The 16378-nt window shown below is 56.9% G+C and carries 18 protein-coding genes and 2 tRNA genes; 4 read left to right on the top strand and 16 right to left on the bottom strand.

Translation table 11 applies throughout. The annotated features are described in order from the left end of the window. Positions 1-17: 17 nt before the first annotated feature. The 8 genes from EAO82_RS07665 to dapA form a co-directional block, all read right to left on the bottom strand. A complete protein-coding gene (locus EAO82_RS07665) occupies positions 18-287 on the bottom strand; it encodes a twin-arginine translocase TatA/TatE family subunit (protein WP_096346213.1) in 270 nt (89 codons plus the stop codon). A gap of 15 nt (positions 288-302) precedes the next feature. Beyond that, the gene (gene tatA, locus EAO82_RS21100) at positions 303-530 is read right to left on the bottom strand and encodes a twin-arginine translocase TatA/TatE family subunit (RefSeq protein WP_096346214.1); all 228 of its coding nucleotides are present in this window, start codon (positions 528-530) and stop codon (positions 303-305) included. 84 nt (positions 531-614) lie between these two features. Further along, complete coding sequence (locus tag EAO82_RS07655; protein WP_096346215.1) at positions 615-2666, bottom strand: PhoX family protein; 2052 nt, start codon at positions 2664-2666, stop codon at positions 615-617. A 561-nt stretch (positions 2667-3227) separates the two neighbouring features. Beyond that, a tRNA-Ser gene (locus EAO82_RS07650) sits at positions 3228-3317 on the bottom strand. A 55-nt stretch (positions 3318-3372) separates the two neighbouring features. Next, positions 3373-4086: a phosphoribosylaminoimidazolesuccinocarboxamide synthase gene (gene purC / locus EAO82_RS07645; protein ID WP_096346216.1), complete on the bottom strand. Its 714-nt coding sequence runs from the start codon at positions 4084-4086 to the stop codon at positions 3373-3375. Between the two features lie 12 nt (positions 4087-4098). Beyond that, the gene (locus EAO82_RS07640) at positions 4099-4881 is read right to left on the bottom strand and encodes an MBL fold metallo-hydrolase (RefSeq protein ID WP_096346217.1); all 783 of its coding nucleotides are present in this window, start codon (positions 4879-4881) and stop codon (positions 4099-4101) included. A gap of 16 nt (positions 4882-4897) precedes the next feature. After that, the gene (gene bamC, locus EAO82_RS07635; protein WP_174958781.1) at positions 4898-6004 is read right to left on the bottom strand and encodes an outer membrane protein assembly factor BamC; all 1107 of its coding nucleotides are present in this window, start codon (positions 6002-6004) and stop codon (positions 4898-4900) included. Positions 6005-6042: 38 nt separating this feature from the next. Continuing rightward, on the bottom strand, positions 6043-6918 hold the full coding sequence (gene dapA, locus EAO82_RS07630; RefSeq protein ID WP_096346219.1) for a 4-hydroxy-tetrahydrodipicolinate synthase: 876 nt from the start codon (positions 6916-6918) through the stop codon (positions 6043-6045). Between the two features lie 246 nt (positions 6919-7164). On the opposite strand from dapA, the gene EAO82_RS07625 reads away from it, so the two are divergent. After that, positions 7165-7722 carry a glycine cleavage system protein R gene (locus EAO82_RS07625; RefSeq protein ID WP_096346220.1) on the top strand — a complete coding sequence of 186 codons (558 nt, stop codon included), beginning with the start codon at positions 7165-7167 and terminating at the stop codon, positions 7720-7722. Between the two features lie 27 nt (positions 7723-7749). Beyond that, the gene (locus EAO82_RS07620; protein WP_096346221.1) at positions 7750-8220 is read left to right on the top strand and encodes a peroxiredoxin; all 471 of its coding nucleotides are present in this window, start codon (positions 7750-7752) and stop codon (positions 8218-8220) included. Here the strand turns inward: EAO82_RS07620 and EAO82_RS07615 are convergent, their stop codons facing one another. Continuing rightward, a complete protein-coding gene (locus EAO82_RS07615) occupies positions 8221-9327 on the bottom strand; it encodes an AI-2E family transporter (protein ID WP_096346222.1) in 1107 nt (368 codons plus the stop codon). Positions 9328-9338: 11 nt separating this feature from the next. Continuing rightward, positions 9339-9599 (bottom strand): sulfurtransferase TusA family protein, encoded by a 261-nt coding sequence (locus EAO82_RS07610; protein ID WP_096346223.1) that lies wholly within the window; start codon positions 9597-9599, stop codon positions 9339-9341. Between the two features lie 87 nt (positions 9600-9686). On the opposite strand from EAO82_RS07610, the gene EAO82_RS07605 reads away from it, so the two are divergent. Then, positions 9687-11153, top strand: a complete 1467-nt coding sequence (locus EAO82_RS07605) for a M48 family metalloprotease (protein WP_231703306.1) — start codon at positions 9687-9689, stop codon at positions 11151-11153. On the opposite strand, the gene nadA is transcribed toward EAO82_RS07605, so the two are convergent. Further along, the gene (nadA, locus tag EAO82_RS07600; protein WP_096346224.1) at positions 11154-12212 is read right to left on the bottom strand and encodes a quinolinate synthase NadA; all 1059 of its coding nucleotides are present in this window, start codon (positions 12210-12212) and stop codon (positions 11154-11156) included. A gap of 124 nt (positions 12213-12336) precedes the next feature. On the opposite strand from nadA, the gene EAO82_RS07595 reads away from it, so the two are divergent. Further along, positions 12337-12963 (top strand): Yip1 family protein, encoded by a 627-nt coding sequence (locus tag EAO82_RS07595; protein WP_096346225.1) that lies wholly within the window; start codon positions 12337-12339, stop codon positions 12961-12963. A gap of 154 nt (positions 12964-13117) precedes the next feature. On the opposite strand, the gene EAO82_RS07590 is transcribed toward EAO82_RS07595, so the two are convergent. The 5 genes from EAO82_RS07590 to ybgF form a co-directional block, all read right to left on the bottom strand. Further along, positions 13118-13579, bottom strand: coding sequence for a PA2169 family four-helix-bundle protein (locus EAO82_RS07590; protein ID WP_174958778.1), 462 nt, complete (start codon positions 13577-13579; stop codon positions 13118-13120). Positions 13580-13824: 245 nt separating this feature from the next. Continuing rightward, positions 13825-13900, bottom strand: a tRNA-Lys gene (locus tag EAO82_RS07585). Positions 13901-13958: 58 nt separating this feature from the next. Then, positions 13959-14648: a 7-cyano-7-deazaguanine synthase QueC gene (gene queC, locus EAO82_RS07580; RefSeq protein ID WP_231703344.1), complete on the bottom strand. Its 690-nt coding sequence runs from the start codon at positions 14646-14648 to the stop codon at positions 13959-13961. Positions 14649-14661: 13 nt separating this feature from the next. After that, positions 14662-15321 carry a 7-carboxy-7-deazaguanine synthase QueE gene (gene queE, locus EAO82_RS07575; RefSeq protein ID WP_096346228.1) on the bottom strand — a complete coding sequence of 220 codons (660 nt, stop codon included), beginning with the start codon at positions 15319-15321 and terminating at the stop codon, positions 14662-14664. A gap of 229 nt (positions 15322-15550) precedes the next feature. Beyond that, entirely contained in the window at positions 15551-16372 is an 822-nt protein-coding gene (gene ybgF / locus EAO82_RS07570; protein ID WP_096346229.1) for a tol-pal system protein YbgF, read from the bottom strand. Positions 16373-16378 lie beyond the last annotated feature (6 nt).

Raw genomic sequence — 16378 nt, 5'->3', positions numbered from 1 at the left:
CTGCCACGCTCCGCGTGTCAGGCCTGTTTTTCTTCCAGTGCCAGCACTTCCTGCACTTTGCGCTTTACATTCGAACGCCTGAGAGCAACCACATTTTCCTTGATTTCCTTAAGCTCTTCCTGCGGCAGCTCCTTTTCCACCTGGGCTTGCACATCCGCCAGAGCAGCCTTGGCCTTACCCAACATCACGCCTGCAAACCTGGTAATAGCCAGCGCCCGCTGCGGCCCCAATACCAGCAGGGCGACTGTTAAAACGACCACCCACTCGCTCATGCCATTATCGAACATGTTGCGGCCTCCCGGTCAGGATACCAGCTCTTCTTTTTCCACCTGACGCTTCTGTGCAACGCTGCCGGCATCCAGTGTCAACGCACTTGGAGACTCTTCCTCTTCACGCACTGCCTTTTTGAAACCGCTCAGCGCCCCACCCAAATCACCGCCAATGCTACGCAGGCGCTTGGTACCAAACAGCAACATGACAATGACCAACACGATCAGCAGAGAGCCGATACTTACGCCACCAATACCCATGGGAATTCTCCAAAAACCGCGCAGCCTGTGCGCGGTTGAATAAAAGGAAACCCGGCGGCGTCGAATGACGCTGCCGGGCAACAATCAACTACCGATCACACCACCGTCATCCTTCCAGATCACGACCGTGGATGAGCGCGGCGGGAACTGCGCAGGGTTGTTATCCGGCCAGCTACTGGTGTAGTTACCCGCGGCAAAATTTGCTGACGAGGTCGTGCCACCAGGGTGCTGAACGTTGATAAACATGGTTTTCTGATCAGGGGTAGTGATAACACCGGTAATCTCATTGCCAACAGGCCCAACCAAAAAGCGCTTGAGCTCGCCAGTGTTAGGGTCGGCGGCAAGCATCGCACAGTTACCATAGGGGTCTGTGTCACTGCTATCCATCTGGATCCAGACACGACTGTCAGGATCAATCCACATGCCATCGGGCGAGCTGAGGATATTGTCCGCAGTGAGTCTGTCGCCATTCGGATCAAACCCGATATTGGTCTCTACCCCGCTTTCACCACTGTCACCGCCAAACAGGAAAATATCCCAGTTAAACGTCAGTGCCGCGTGATCCCCACCCTCTTCTGCCCAGCGGATGATATGACCATGACGGTTAGTGGCGCGCGGGTTGGCATTATTGGTTTGATCTTCGCTGCGGCTGCTGTTGTTGGTCAGCGTGAAATACACATCACCATTGGCCGGATCCACTGCGCCCCATTCCGGGCGATCCATCGGCGTAGCATCCATCATATCTGCGGCCATACGCGTGTTTACCAGCACGTCAGCCTGGCTGACAAAACCATTGGTCGGTGTCAGCCCATTCATGCCGAACACCAGCGGCAACCACTCGCCACTGCCGTCATCGTTGAACTTGGCAACATAGAGAACGCCGCTATCCAGCAGGGAGCCAGTTGCAGTATTGGCGTTAAAGTTGCCAGCACTGACAAACTTGTAGATATATTCGAACTGCGAATCATCGCCGGAGTAGCACACCACCGGGCGACCTTCCACAGCCGGAGCAAACACCACGCCCTCATGCCCGAACCGGCCCAGCGCAGTGCGCTTGACTGGCACGCTGTCAGGATCAGTAGGATCAATCTCAACCATCCAGCCGAAGCAAACCGGCTCGTTGCGATAATCCGCTTCGGCACTGGCGCCCGTGGTGCTGGCGTCGAAACGCACGTACTCGTCCGCGGCCGAATCCGCTAGCTCCCAGCCATAACGGCCGGTGCCGCCGGGGCGAATACCGTAGCGATCAAATTCACGGCGGTCGACATCATCAGTGCGGAAGTAACCCGCCCAGTTTTCCTCTGCCGCCATGTAGGTGTTCCATGGTGTCACGCCATTACCGCAGTTGTTCAGCGTGCCACGGGTCATGGTGCCGTTGGGGCTGTAGAGCGTCTTGACGAAATCAGTTCCGCGGACCGGTCCCTGGAGTGTCATCGGGGTCAATGCTGTGATCCGGCGGTTGCGCATATCCGGCTGCACCTGCCACTCATTGTTTACCCCTTTGACAATCCGCACCACGCTGACGCCGTGAGCGTTCATTTCCTTCAGCACTTCGTCCGCTGGACGAGCGCCGTTGATCAGCGGAGGAACACCACCACTGCCCAGCGCAACCCCTGCCGCGCGGGCGTGCATAAAGCGTGGTTCGATATATTCGTGGTTCATCACCAGCAGACCATCATCGGAGCTGCCATCGATGGCGAAGAAGTGCATGCCGTCGTGATGGTTACCCATCTGGAATGCCTGATCTTCACCGGTGCTGTTAATCGAATAGGTCGGAAAGTCACCGGCAATCGGCGTCCCGTAAGGCACCAAAACCTGAGTACTGTAACCTTCGGGCACCGATATCATATCTGCACTGCTTACAGGCACGGCGGTGAAGCCCAGCAGAGCCACAGGCGTTTCGCCCTCACCAGGAGTGCCATCTTCGTCGTCATTGGAAGAACCGCTGTTACAACCGGCCAAGCCAAGCCCCATAAAGCCGATAGCAGCAGCCCCTGCGCTACCTTTAAGAATCTGGCGCCGTCCCAGACGCGCCTCGAGAATACTTGAAAACAAGGTATTCATCTGGCGCTCGGCCACGGGCTCGTCACCCTCGCCGTGATCGATGATGGTCAGTTGTTGTGTATCTGTGGACATCCGGTTTTCCTCATCAGTTTATTGGTTTTGACCGAAACATGATGGGAAACACAGGTGACAGGCAGACAGCAAAAAGATGAAGCTTATGCGTAGATTTGAAGACGGATAGGTGGGAGTTATGTGACAGCGCTTTAAAGCACGGCCGGTTGACCCAGGGTTCGAATTCCTGACTCTCCGCCCATACAGCAAAAAGCCCAGCTGAGCGAGGACGTGCATCCTGAAGCATCATGTCAGGGATTATTCGGCGCGGGGCGCCTCACCCCTCCGGGGCCGTTGTCGCTGCGCAACAACGTTCCTTCGCCTGCTTTGCAGGCTCGGTCGAACGAGGGTTCTCACCGAGAGCTCGCCTGATAAAGCAAAAAGCCCAACTAGGTGACAGTGTGCAGGCTGGACCAGCATGTCAGGGATTATTCGGCGCGGGGCGCCTCACCCCTACGGGGCCGTTGTCGCTGCGCGACAACGTTCCTTCGCCTGCTTTGCAGGCTCGGTCGAACGAGGGTTCTCACCGAGAGCTCGTCTGATAAAGCAAAAAGCCCAGCTGAGCTGGGCTTTTTGCTTTATTGGCGGAGAGTCAGGGATTCGAACCCTGGGAACTGTTGCCAGTTCAACGGATTTCGAATCCGTCCCGTTCGACCACTCCGGCAACTCTCCAGTGGCGCGCATCTTAGCAGATGCGGCGCTGTGGACGGAAGCAGTTCGGCGCTGGCTAGGGTAGAGACACACCCAGACGCTGGGCGACTTCTTCGTAGGCTTCAATGACGCCACCAAGCCCCTGACGGAAGCGGTCCTTGTCCATCTTCTTGCCGGTTTCCTTGTCCCACAGGCGGCAGCCGTCAGGGCTGAACTCATCGCCCAACACGATCTCGCCCTTGAACAGGCCGAATTCCAGTTTGAAGTCGACCAGCATCAGGCCCGCTTGATCAAACAACTGGGTGAGGATCGCGTTAACCATCAGGGTCAGTTCCTGCATGCGATCCAGTTGCGCTGCGGTGGCCCAGCCAAAAGTGACCACATGAGACGCGTTGATGAAGGGGTCGCCTTTGGCGTCGTCTTTCAAAAACAGCTCAAATGTCGGTGGGACCAGAGCGGTGCCTTCTTCAATGCCCAAGCGCTTGACCAGACTGCCGGCGGCGTAATTGCGCACCACGCATTCGACCGGAATCATATCCAGCTTTTTGACCAGCACTTCGGTGTCGGAGAGCAGCGCGTCGAACTGAGTCGGCACCCCGGCCGCCTCTAGCTTTTCCATGATAAAGGCGTTAAAGCGGTTGTTGACCATGCCCTTGCGATCCAACTGCTCGATCTTCTTGCCGTCGAAAGCAGAGGTGTCATTGCGAAACAGCAGGATCAAACGATCCGCATCATCGGTGGTGTAAACCGATTTTGCCTTGCCACGATAGAGTTCAGTGCGTTTTTCCATTATCGGCTCCTGCTATACGCATAACGTGAGGGGTTGCCCCGTAATATCTTGCCAGGGCAAGCCCTGATTCTGTTCCGCCAGATGCAAATCACCCGACCACCCCTGCAGTGCGCGGCTAAGCTCACCCATGGCCAGGTCGGGCCGGTTATTCTTCTCGCTGATGTGCGCGATGGCGACATGCTTGAGCTTGGTTCGATCGATCGCCTGCAACAGTCCCGCCGCCTGCTGGTTGCTCAGATGCCCCAGATCACCCGCAACCCGCGCTCGCAAACTGGGCGGATAAGGCCCTTCGGCGAGCATCTGAGGATCATAATTGGCCTCCAGAAACAGGCCGTCCAGACCACTGTAACGCTCGATTATCCATGGCGTGATGTTGCCAACGTCAGTCAGAATGCCGAATCGATGCTGGCCGTTATCGAATATGAACTGGCAAGGCTCCCGGGCGTCATGCGGCACTGCAACGGGCAATACCTGCAAATCTCCAATCGTGAAACCGCAGTCCAGCTGGATTCGCTCATAGGATAAATCGGCATCGGCAATAGCGCGGCCGGTTCCTGCGGTCATATATACCGGTAACTGATACCGCCGAGCCAGGCGCTGGACGCCGTTGATATGATCGCTATGCTCGTGAGTCACCAGTATCGCGCTGAGCTGCCGCGCATTCAGCCCGGCGGCGGCCAGACGCTGCTCCGTGGCGCGCAAGCTGAACCCGCAATCCACCAGCACACGGGTCCGGCCGTACTCGACGACAGTTGCATTACCTTTGCTGCCACTGCCGAGGGAACAATAACGCACGGCTAGCCTATTGCCCTCAATTCAAGTTGTCGCGAATACGGGTGAGCAGCGCCTGGGCTTCATCTCCCTCAGCTGCCGTTTCAATACTCCGCTCCACGGTGACCTGAACGCCATTGCTGACCTGGGTAAGGCGAACCTGCAACGGACGAGCAGTTACCTCTTCATCCTCATCCCGACCAAACAGGCGTCCAAAAAAGCCCGGCTTTTCCTGTTGACTGCTGGCTGTCTGATCCAGATCGACATAATAGACGCCGCTGCTGCGGTCCAGATCCGTTACCAGTATGTCGGCCTGGCCCAATGCGTCACCGACGGCGGCCCAGGTGCGATTGAAGTCCGACTGAATATTCAGCACTGCGTTACCTGCGCCATCCTCATCCAAGGTCGCGCGCTGGGCGATCAGACCTTCCTGCGACGCGACCAGTGAGGTGCTGCCATCGGCACGCGACTGGCTCAGATAACTTTCCAACTCGGCCAGCACCGCGCGTTCAAGATTGAGGTTGTCGGAGCTCTCCGGCCATTCATCTCGATTGCCGCCCTGGCTGCGGTGGGTGTGCAGTATGAAGATCTCGCTGCTGCCCGACTGGACGCCAGGCTCAACGCGCATGCGGAAGCGGTGCTCGTCTTCCTCGCTGCGACCCTCACCCAACGCCGGAGAAATCCGCCGCACCAGCGGGTTATCTGATTGCACGTCAAAGGCGAGCCAGTCAGTCTCCACTTCGCCAAGATTGGCTGATTCAGATGCGACACCCACCTGGTAATCATTCCAGAACTGTCTGACCAACGGCCAGGTATCTGCAGGGCTGCGCTGTGCATGAACCCAGCGTCTGGCATCATCCTGCTGCAAGGAAAATTCAGAAGCTTCTGCGCTGACCAGCATGGCTTGCGGCCTTGGCATCTCGAATTCGTCAAACTCCTGGTTGCCCGTTACCTGGCCGGGCACCGGAAGCAGATCGCCAATCGGCTTACTTTCAATGCCATCTGGAACCTCCATTCTGGGCTTGATCTGCGCCGCCTGGTAATCGGAGCCGCGGTCACGGAAGTAGCCATCCTCACCATAGATGTACCCACAACCGCTTAGGCTGCCCAGCAGCACGACTGATAGAGCACCCAGTACAGGCTTCATAATGATTTCCTTGCTGAAATTAAGTCGTCGAGTACCGCTCACAACACACCGCATTCACGCAGGGCGTTACGAACCGTCTCATGGCAACGGTCGCTCAGGGGCGTAAGGGGCAGGCGCAAGCCATCGCCCATCAGACCCATCTCATGCAGCGCCCATTTCACCGGTATGGGATTGGACTCGATAAAGAGTGCCTTGTGCAGTGGCATCAGCGACTCATTGATACGCCTTGCCGTGTCGACATCGCCCCTCAATGCAGCAGCGCAAAGGTCGTGCATCGCCTTGGGAGCGACATTGGACGTCACTGAAATGTTGCCTTTGCCGCCCATCAGGATCAATTCCACCGCGGTCGGGTCATCGCCGGAATACACCGCCATGCGATCCCCTACGCGGTCAATCAGCTCGCGAGCACGCTGCAGATCGCCAGTGGCTTCCTTGATACCGATGATATTCGGCGTATCGGCCAGACGCTCTACCGTCTCCGGCAACATGTCGCAGGCCGTGCGGCCCGGCACGTTATAAAGAATCTGCGGAATATCCACTGCTTCGGCAATAAAACGATAGTGCTGATACAGTCCTTCCTGGGTCGGCTTGTTGTAATACGGCGTTACCAGCAAACAGGCATCAGCATTGACGCTCCGGGCCGACTCCGTCAGCTCGACGGCCTCGCGCGTGGAGTTGGCGCCCGTGCCGGCTATCACCGGAACGCGGCCAGCTACTTGATCAACAACGCGCCGAATGGCTTCCTTATGCTCGCTCATGCTCAAGGTAGCCGACTCACCGGTTGTGCCGACAGCGACAATGCCATCAGTACCATTTTCCAGGTGAAAGTCGATAAGCCGCTCAAGGGCCAGCCAATCCAGGCCTCCACGTGAATCCATGGGTGTAACCAGCGCCACCAGGCTGCCTGCGATCATGCAACTGCTCCAGTTGAAACATTGACCCGCAATGGTACTTTCGCCGTGCAGCCAGCACAAGGGAAGCCGGGAAGAATTCCCCCGACAATCAAGGCCGCGAACGCCTTTCAGGGTGCCGGGCTGACTGTCGTGGCTATCCTGCCCTAATAGAATGTTGAACCCGTTGACGTGGGCGGCGACAATAGCAGCCCTGATAGCCCGATGCCGATCCTTCGGAACAGGCTCGCCCTCACGTCAAGGAGCATCATGTCCACCGCCAATAGCCAACGTGATCAGTTTTTGGTGATCAACGCCATGGGCTCGCAGACCACCAGCATGGTCACCACTCTGACGCGGCTGTGTCTTGAGCAGCGCTGCCTGATCGTCAGCAGCCGTATGAGCCGCCACGGCACCTGCACTTCCCTGCTGCTACAGGTCAGCGGCAACTGGGACGCGCTGGCGCGACTGGAAACCCTGATGCTGACCATTGCCAAGCGCGAGCATCTGACGCTATCGATGAACCGCAGCCGTAGCCTGGAGGAGCGTCCGCAGGCTCTTCCCTACAATGTGTTTGTAACCGCCGCCCAGCGTCCTGAATTGTGCGCGGAGCTCTGCACTTTCTTCCAGCAGATCGAGATCGAGATCGAGGAGTTGTTCAGCTTTACCTACATGGCCCAGCACACCGGCACCGCCATGCTGAATATGACACTGACTATCGCCATCCCGGCCAAGACCCAGCTCAGCTGGTTGCGCGAACAGTTTCTCGACTTTTGCGATGAGCTGAACCTGGACGCCGTGATTGAACCCTGGCGACCTATTCATTAATTCCCATACCCGGCTAGAGGTATCAATATGAGCGTCACTCTGGACAAACCCGTTCCCGACTTCAGCGCACAGGCGACCGGCGGGCAGGAGGTCAATCTTGCGACCCTCGCTGGCACTCAACTGGTGATCTATTTCTACCCCAAGGACAATACCCCTGGCTGCACCACCCAGGGCCAGGACTTCCGCGATATGCACGCCGACTTCGTCGCTGCTCACACGCTGATTCTTGGGGTATCCAAGGACAGCCTGCGCACCCATGAGAACTTCAAGTCCAAGCAAAGCTTTCCCTTCGAACTGATCAGCGACGGCGATGAGAGCCTCTGCCGACTGTTTGATGTGATTAAGCTGAAGCAGATGTATGGCAAAGAATACGAAGGGATCGAACGCAGTACCTTCCTGATCGACAAACAGGGCGTGTTGCGTCGTGAGTGGCGCAAGGTCAAAGTCAAAGGGCATGTCGCCGAAGTATTGCAAGCCGCTCAGGAATTGAACGGCTGATCAGTCGAGCTGCTCCGCCGTTCCCGGGTGCCCGACCGGGGCGGCGTCATGGGCCGCTTCCACGCCACGCGGCCATGCGTACAGCACTGCCTTGAACAGCGTCGCCAACGGTATGGCAAAAAATATTCCCCAGAAACCCCACAACCCACCAAAAATCAATATCGCCGCGATGATCGCCACTGGATGCAGGTTGACCGCCTCTGAGAACAGGATAGGCACCAGCACATTGCCATCCAGCGCTTGAATAACCGCATAGACGATCATCAGCACCATGAACTCATTGCCCAGCCCCCACTGGAACAGGCCAATGAGCGCTACCGGTATGGTCGCCACCGTTGCGCCAATATAGGGTACCAATACCGAGAGCCCCACCACCACAGCCAGCAGTGCTGCGTAGTTGACCTTGAGCACCGCAAAACAGATGTAGCTCACCGCGCCAACAATCAGAATCTCGATCACCTTGCCACGGATATAATTGGCAATCTGCTGATTCATCTCCGTCCACACCTGGTTCATCAGTCGGCGCTCACGGGGCAACTGGCTGACCATCCAGTTGCTGATCTTCTGGTTATCCATCAGAAAGAAAAACACCAGAATCGGTACCAGTACCAGATAGACCAGAATGGTCACCAGCATCGGCAGGCTGGCCAGAGATTGAGAAAGCACCCACTGCCCGAACTGCCCCAGTTCACCATTTATAGAGCCGATTAATCGCTCAATCTGTCCCTGGGAGATGAGTGCCGGATATTGCTCGGGCAAGTGTTCAAGCTGAGCCTGCCACTGCACCAACATGCGCGGCAGCTCATTGAACAAATTGGTGATCTGCCTCCAAACCAGCGGCACCACAACACCAAGCAATGCAGACAGCGCGCCGAGAAAAAGCAGAAAGACCAGCCATACCGAGAGTGCGTGCGGGACATGCCAGCGGCGCAACAAGGTCACCAGACCCTGCAGCAGATACGCCAACACCAAACCGGTAAGCAGGGGCGCAAGTTTGTCACCAAAGCTGATGATAATGGCAAAGCCCAACGCCAACACCACCGCCAGCACTACCGCTTCTTCGTCGGAGAAATAGCGGTGCATCCACCCCTGGAAAACCTTCAACATACCTGTTGATCTCACCTCTTGCGCAACCAATAATGAAACTCGTCGTCCAATATCTCAGCTGCAATCAGTTTGTTGCCAGACAGTTCAGAGAAGCGCTGAAGATCACGTTGCGAACCAGCGTCGGTCGCCAGCACATGCAGAATCTCATCCGCCTTCATGGTATTCAGCTCCAGCTTGGTCTTGAGCAGCGGCAGCGGACAGGACAAACCTCGAGCATCCAGAGTGCGGGACACATCGTGATCGATTTTCAGCGCTGTTGGATCAGCCGCCATGCGTAAACTCCTCAGTAGCAAGTGTTACAGTATAGCTCTGCATGGACTCACGCAGACACCCCAATCCGGACAGGCGCAAAGGTAATCATGCAATTCAACCCGTTTGTAACCTTGGCAATGGTCAAGACGCTGGCCTTTTGCGTACTGACCACCATCGCTGTGCCTCAAGCGGCGCAGGCGGATGAGTTCAACCTGCCCTCTCTGGGCGACACCAGTTCATCGCTCATGTCCCGCGAGCAGGAATACCAACTCGGCCGGGCCTGGCTTTCCATGCTGCGTGGCTCAGTGGCGACCATGGATGATCCGTTGCTGAAGGACTTCATTGAACGGCACGTTTTCAGTCTGGCCGAGACCAGTCAGTTAAGTGATCCGCGCCTGACGTTTGTCCTGATAGAAAGTCCGCAGCTGAACGCTTTTGCCGCTCCCGGCGGAGTCGTTGGCGTCAACGGCGGGCTGTTTCTCAACGCCCATACCGAGGCAGAGTTCGCCTCGGTGATGGCACATGAACTGGCTCACCTCTCGCAGCGGCATTTTTCTCGCGGCCTGGAACAACAGCAGCGTATGCGCATACCGGTCATGACCGCGATGCTGGCCAGCGTAATACTGGCTGCGGCCGGCGGCGGTGACGCCGGCTTTGCTGCCCTGGCCTCGACTCAGGCAGCCGCGATCCAGGAGCAGCGTCGCTTCTCACGCCAGAATGAACAGGAGGCCGACCGTATCGGCCTGCTAAATCTCGACAACGCCGGGTACGATCCTACCGCCATGCCGGATATGTTCGAGCGCCTGGCCCGACTGAGCCGATTCAGTCGCACTCCGCCCGAATTTTTGCTGACTCACCCGGTCAACCAGTCGCGGATTGCCGACTCGCGTAACCGCGCCGAGCAATTACCTGGCGATGGTCGGCGTGACAGCGTGGAATATCAAATGATGCGCGCGCGTGTGCAATTGCACCACGAACGCAATCCTGGCCTGGCAGTGCAGCGCTTTCGCATTCTGCTGGACGAGCATGAGGGTGACCACGCCGCGGCGCGCTACGGGCTGGTACTGGCATTGACCCGCAGCGCACAGTATGCGGAAGCAACAGAGGCGCTTGAACCTCTGCTTGAGGAATATCCGGATAACGTCACCGTCACTCTGGCAGCAGTGGAGCTTGACGCCGCACAGAACCGCCTGGATCAGGCACTTGGCCGAATCGACCGACTGCTGCAGATAAATCCAGGCAACTACCCGTTACTGGAAGCGCGGGCCGACATGCTGTTGCGTGCCACGCGTTACCAGGAAGCAGAGCAAGCCATCGACAAACTCGCCGCCCAGCGCAGCAGTGATCCGGATGTCTGGTATCTGGCAGCCGAAATTCGTGGTTTGGCGGGTAATATTCTCGGCGTACATCTGGCCAGGGCCGAGTACTTCATGCTCGCCGGCGACCTGGACCAGGCAGGCCAGCAACTTGACCTGGCGGCCAGGCGCGCGGGCGACAATTACGTCATGAGCGCACGTATTGACGCCAGGCAGCAGGATCTCGCCAATCAGCGCGAAATCCTCAAAAGCTTCTGATCAGGCGTTACCCTTGGCCGCCAGATTAGCCTGGCGGGTGAAGTTGAGCATCCGCTCCAACGGCTGCACCGCGCGCGGTATCAGCTCGGCCGCCACGTGAATCTCGTTACTGCCCTGCTGCAGGCTCTCCAGCAGACGGGGCAGCGTGTTCATCGCCATCCAGGGGCAATGTGCGCAACTGCGGCAGGTGGCGCCATTGCCGGCAGTAGGTGCTTCAATAAGTTGTTTATCCGGCGCGCCCTGTTGCATCTTGTAGAAAATGCCGCGATCGGTGGCGACGATAAAGGTCGGGTTGGGCAGCGTCTGCGTTGCCTTGATCAACTGACTAGTCGACCCTACCGCGTCAGCCAACTCAATCACCGACATCGGCGACTCAGGATGAACCAGAATCGCCGCATCCGGGTACACCGCTTTCAGATCCAATAGCGCCTTGGCCTTGAACTCCTCATGCACAATGCAGGAGCCTTCCCACAGCAGCATATCCGCACCGGTTTCACGCTGAATGTAATTACCCAGATGCTGATCCGGCGCCCACAGAATCTTTTGCCCCTGGTCCATCAGGTGCTCGACAATCTGCAAGGCGCAGCTGGAAGTCACGACCCAATCGGCGCGTGCCTTCACCGCCGCAGAGGTATTGGCATATACCACCACGGTGCGATCCGGGTGCTGGTCGCAAAACGCAGAAAACTCATCGATTGGGCAGCCAATATCCAGCGAACAGGTGGCATCCAGCGTCGGCATCAGCACGCGCTTTTCCGGGCTGAGAATCTTCGACGTCTCGCCCATGAAACGCACACCGGCAACCACCAGTGTGGTGGCCGGATGGTCACGGCCAAAACGCGCCATTTCCAGCGAATCCGATACGCAGCCACCGGTCTCCTCCGCCAACGACTGCAGCAGCGGATCGGTGTAGTAATGCGCCACCAGCACCGCATTCTGAGCCTTGAGCTCTTCGGCAATGCGGCGCTTGTAGTCAGCCTGTTCGGCGTCGGTCAGCGGCGCAACCTGCTTGGCCGCGAGGTGCGCCTGCACCAGGACCCGTTCGGGAATCTGTGACATGAGTTGATCCTGTGTTGAATAGCATGCCCATATTACCACGCGGCACCCTTGTGTAACTTGAACTTAACCCCGTGCGCACCAGTCGAGAAAGTAAGGGCATAAAACCAAGCAAGAGGAGATTGCCATGCTGGCTCACTTACCTGCACTACTCACCACCCCAGCTGACGCCTGGACCAATATCCGCAAGGATGCCGATCAACATCCGTGGGGGTTTCTCCCCTTGATGCTGCTCGGGCCACTGATTCCCGCTATCGCCTGCTATATCGGTGCCGCCCACACTGGATGGAGTTTTTACGGCGGCGAGGAAAGGCAGTACTTGACCCCCGGCAGTGCAGCTTTGCTGGGGCTGATGTGCTACCTGGGTTTTCTAGCGGGGTTGCTGGTGATGAGCTTTATGACCCGATGGGTGTTGTTTCGCGTCCCGCAAAGACCCTCGCTACCAATCAGCTTGACCTTTATGACGGTGACATCAATTCCGATGATGCTGGCAGCCTTGGCGGCCATGCTCCCCTATCGCCCGGTACTGCTGATCGTTGGCGCCCTGGGCGCGGCCCTGTCATGCATCTTGCTGTTCTTCGGCCTGCCGTCCTATATGAAAATGCCAAGGAACGACCACACCCGTTTCTTCGCCGCCTGCATTATCGGTGTCGGTCTGCTGACACTGGTGACTATCGGTTTTGTCTTCATGGAAATGTGGTGGCAGCCGCTGGAAGGTGGCTCATACGAAAACGTAGCTGATCCCGGGGAGTGACGGATAGACAGCAATCGGTTTAATGGGATTTGAATCGACAGGGAATGAGCTGGTAACGAGAAAGGACTCGGGAAGAGCTGGCAAAGCGAAGATACAGTCGTAGCAAAACAAGGCTCTCGAGCGCAGCTTTCGCTGCACTCGAGAGCAGGCACTATCAGCTTTTCGCACGCTCGGAGTCGCGCAAAGCCTTGATCTGATCGTGGTTGCGCAGCACACCCTGATACTGACGCTCTACCACTGCACGCACATCGGCGGGCAGATCCTTTTCAAGCGCTTCTTTGTAGCTCTTCTTGGCGACATCTTCGCCACGCTCGCACTCATTGAGCACGCCTTCATCACTCTTGCCAGTAATTGCCGACTTCAAGTCAACCCAGCGACGATGCATGTCGCCTGCCAGACTCGTGCTGTTCTCTGGGTCGCCGCCCAGCTGGAATACAATCGCCTGCAGTTCACTGGCGGCTTTCCCACACTCAACGGCACGGTCTGAAAACAAGGCTTTCAGGTCGGGGCGTTTGACGTCTTCGGCACAGACCTTGAAACCCGCTTCACCATCTTTGCTGGTTTCGATCAGATCGTTGAGAACTTCAATTACATCTTTCGAATTAGTAGTGGTCATTGCATCCATCCTTCTCTGCGCATACATAAAACACATTGGGTGTTTTGCATACCTGAGTATGAAAGTAGCTACTTAAATGAGCAGCTTTACCAGGCTTTATCGCCTTCAGGAAATGTGACTCGGCGCCAAGCATGGGGTTCAACATTTTTCTACGGGCAGAAGAGCGAATGGCAGAACACAACAAGAAAACGCCAGCGGTATAAATGCCGGGAGGGAACTCTGGAGGGGGTTTACGCGGAATAAAATGGTGGGTCGTGTAGGATTCGAACCTACGACCAATTGGTTAAAAGCCAACTGCTCTACCAACTGAGCTAACGACCCGGAACGCGCGCTATAGTACTGATTTATCAGATAAAATCAAGAAGAAATTAGCAATAAATCAGACGGTGTTACTTGATGGCTGGTAGACAGTAGCATCCGCTACCCCAGCGGCGGAGAACCCCGCAGAGCGCAAACGGCAGCTATCACAACGCCCGCACGCGCGCCCCAGGTCATCAGCCTGGTAACAAGACACCGTCAATGCGTAGTCGATACCCAAGCGGGTGCCTTCAGCAACGATTTCGCCTTTGGTCATATCTTGCAAGGGAGCCAGAATCCGAAAACCCACGCCTTCAACCCCGGCTTTGGTCGCCAGATTAGCAACCCGCTCAAAGGCTTCAATAAACGCCGGCCGACAATCCGGGTAGCCCGAGTAATCCACTGCATTGACGCCGATGAAGATATCCTGGGCGTCGAGCACTTCCGCCCAACCCAAAGCAAGCGCTAGAAATACCGTATTGCGCGCCGGCACATAGGTAATCGGTATACCCTGCTGGAGCGACTCAGGCACTGCCAGCGAGTCATCTGTCAAAGCCGAGCCACCCATACCATCCAGATCCAGACCGATGACCTTGTGCTCAACCACCGCGGCACTGGCAGCCAGGCGTTTCGCAGCGTCGAGCTCAGCGCGATGTCTCTGACCGTAATCAAAACTCAGGGTGTAGCACGAATAGCCGTCAGCCTGGGCCATCGCCAATACCGTAGCGGAGTCCAGACCGCCAGATAGCAATACCACGGCTTTTTTCTTCATTGCATCGGTCATATCAATGTCCTGGCTCGTCATTCCACAGGTATTTATGCAACTGCATCTGAAATCGTACGGGTAGATTGTCTTCAACAATCCATTCGGCCAATTGCCGGGGAGTGAGTTGCGCGTGGCTCGGGGAAAACAGCACTTCGCCCACGCTATCCGCCAAGGCATATTCATCCAGTTTGAAGCGCGCCCACTCATAATCACTACGGCTGCAGATCACGAATTTGACCTGATCATGCTGCCCCAGTAATGCCAGATTGGCGTAAAGGTTGCGTCCCATCTCATCGGAATCGGGGGTTTTAATGTCCACCACCCTGCTCACCCGCTCGTCCACCGTGCTGACATCCAGCGCGCCGCTGGTCTCCAGTGACACCTTGTAGCCGGCTTCACAGAGCGCCTGCAGCAAAGGAATGGCACTTGGCTGGGCCAGCGGCTCGCCACCTGTAACGCACACGTAGCGCGGCCTATAGGAAGCAACCTGCAGGAGAATCTGCTCCAGGCTCATCAGCTCGCCACCACTGAAGGCATATGCCGTATCACAATATTGGCAGCGCAGCGGGCAGCCGGTCAGGCGCACAAAAACCGTGGGCAGGCCCAGGCTGCGACTTTCCCCCTGGATGGAATAGAAAATCTCTGTCATGCGCAGAGTCGCGGACGAATCAATGGTCATGCTTGGTTTCCCCGGGCTGGACTGCTAAACAGGCAGAGGCCCAAATACAATCATTCAGCAGCCAGGCTGAACGCAGTGCGCTCGGCTGAAGCAATAATTGTCTGTAGCGTGAAAGTGTCTTAAGAGTGACGGCGCGTAGTGTAGCGGAAAGGTCAGTCTGGGGAAACGCAGCCAACAGGACGTTTAGGCACGTCCTGTGGTTCGAAAATACCGGGGGGAGGAACGGCTACTAGCTCTGCGCATCCAGATCACGGCGTGCCAACTGAGCGGCCGATGAATTCGGATGCTTGGATAGCACTTCACGATACAGCGCTGCGGCTTTGTCCTGGTTGCCCAAGCGGCGTTCTACCTCAGCCAGCTTGTAAAGAGCGTCAGCCTCTTTGCGATGGCCAGGATATTCGCTGACCACCAGCGCAAAAGCGCGCCCGGCAGATTCCAGGTCGGACTCCACCAGATGAATCTCGCCCAACCAATACTGGGCGTTACCGGCATACTCGCTGCGCGGGTAACGACGAACGAACGCAGTGAAAGCTTGAATGGCTTTGTCAAAATCACGCGCCTTGACCAGGTCAAAAGCCGCGTCATAAATCAATTTTTCTCGCTCTGGATCAGCCTCAGCCGTGCTGGCTGCGCCGTTTTGAGCAGGAGAGTTACTTTGGCCATCCGCTGCGGATGTGCCGTTACTGCTACCGGTCGGAAGAGGTCCGTCCAGCGGGCCCTGCGCGTTGTTCGGAGCTCCACCGCTCATGCCCGAAGACACTCTACGGTCAAGATCTTCATAACGATCCAACTGATCCTGCTCCATCTGCTTGAGCTTGTATTCCTGCTCTTCTACCAAGCCACGCAGCATGGATACTTCCTGTTGCAGCTGATACAACTGCTGCATAAGCTGGCCTTCCATGGAAAGGCCAGCCTGGGCCTGTCCGGGTGCAGAGGACACCGACTGGTTGCCGCGGGCACCGCCCACACTACCGTCGGTTACGGGTACCTGCGCCACAGCCGCGAACGGCAATAACAAACAGGCTGCTGTAAATCCTCTGAACCCTTTCATAAGACC

Origin of the sequence: Halopseudomonas pelagia, assembly GCF_009497895.1 — a bacterium.
Lineage (GTDB): Bacteria > Pseudomonadota > Gammaproteobacteria > Pseudomonadales > Pseudomonadaceae > Halopseudomonas > Halopseudomonas pelagia_A.
The sequence above is the reverse complement of the archived record's forward strand: the minus strand, read 5'-3'. Positions and strand labels throughout refer to the sequence as shown.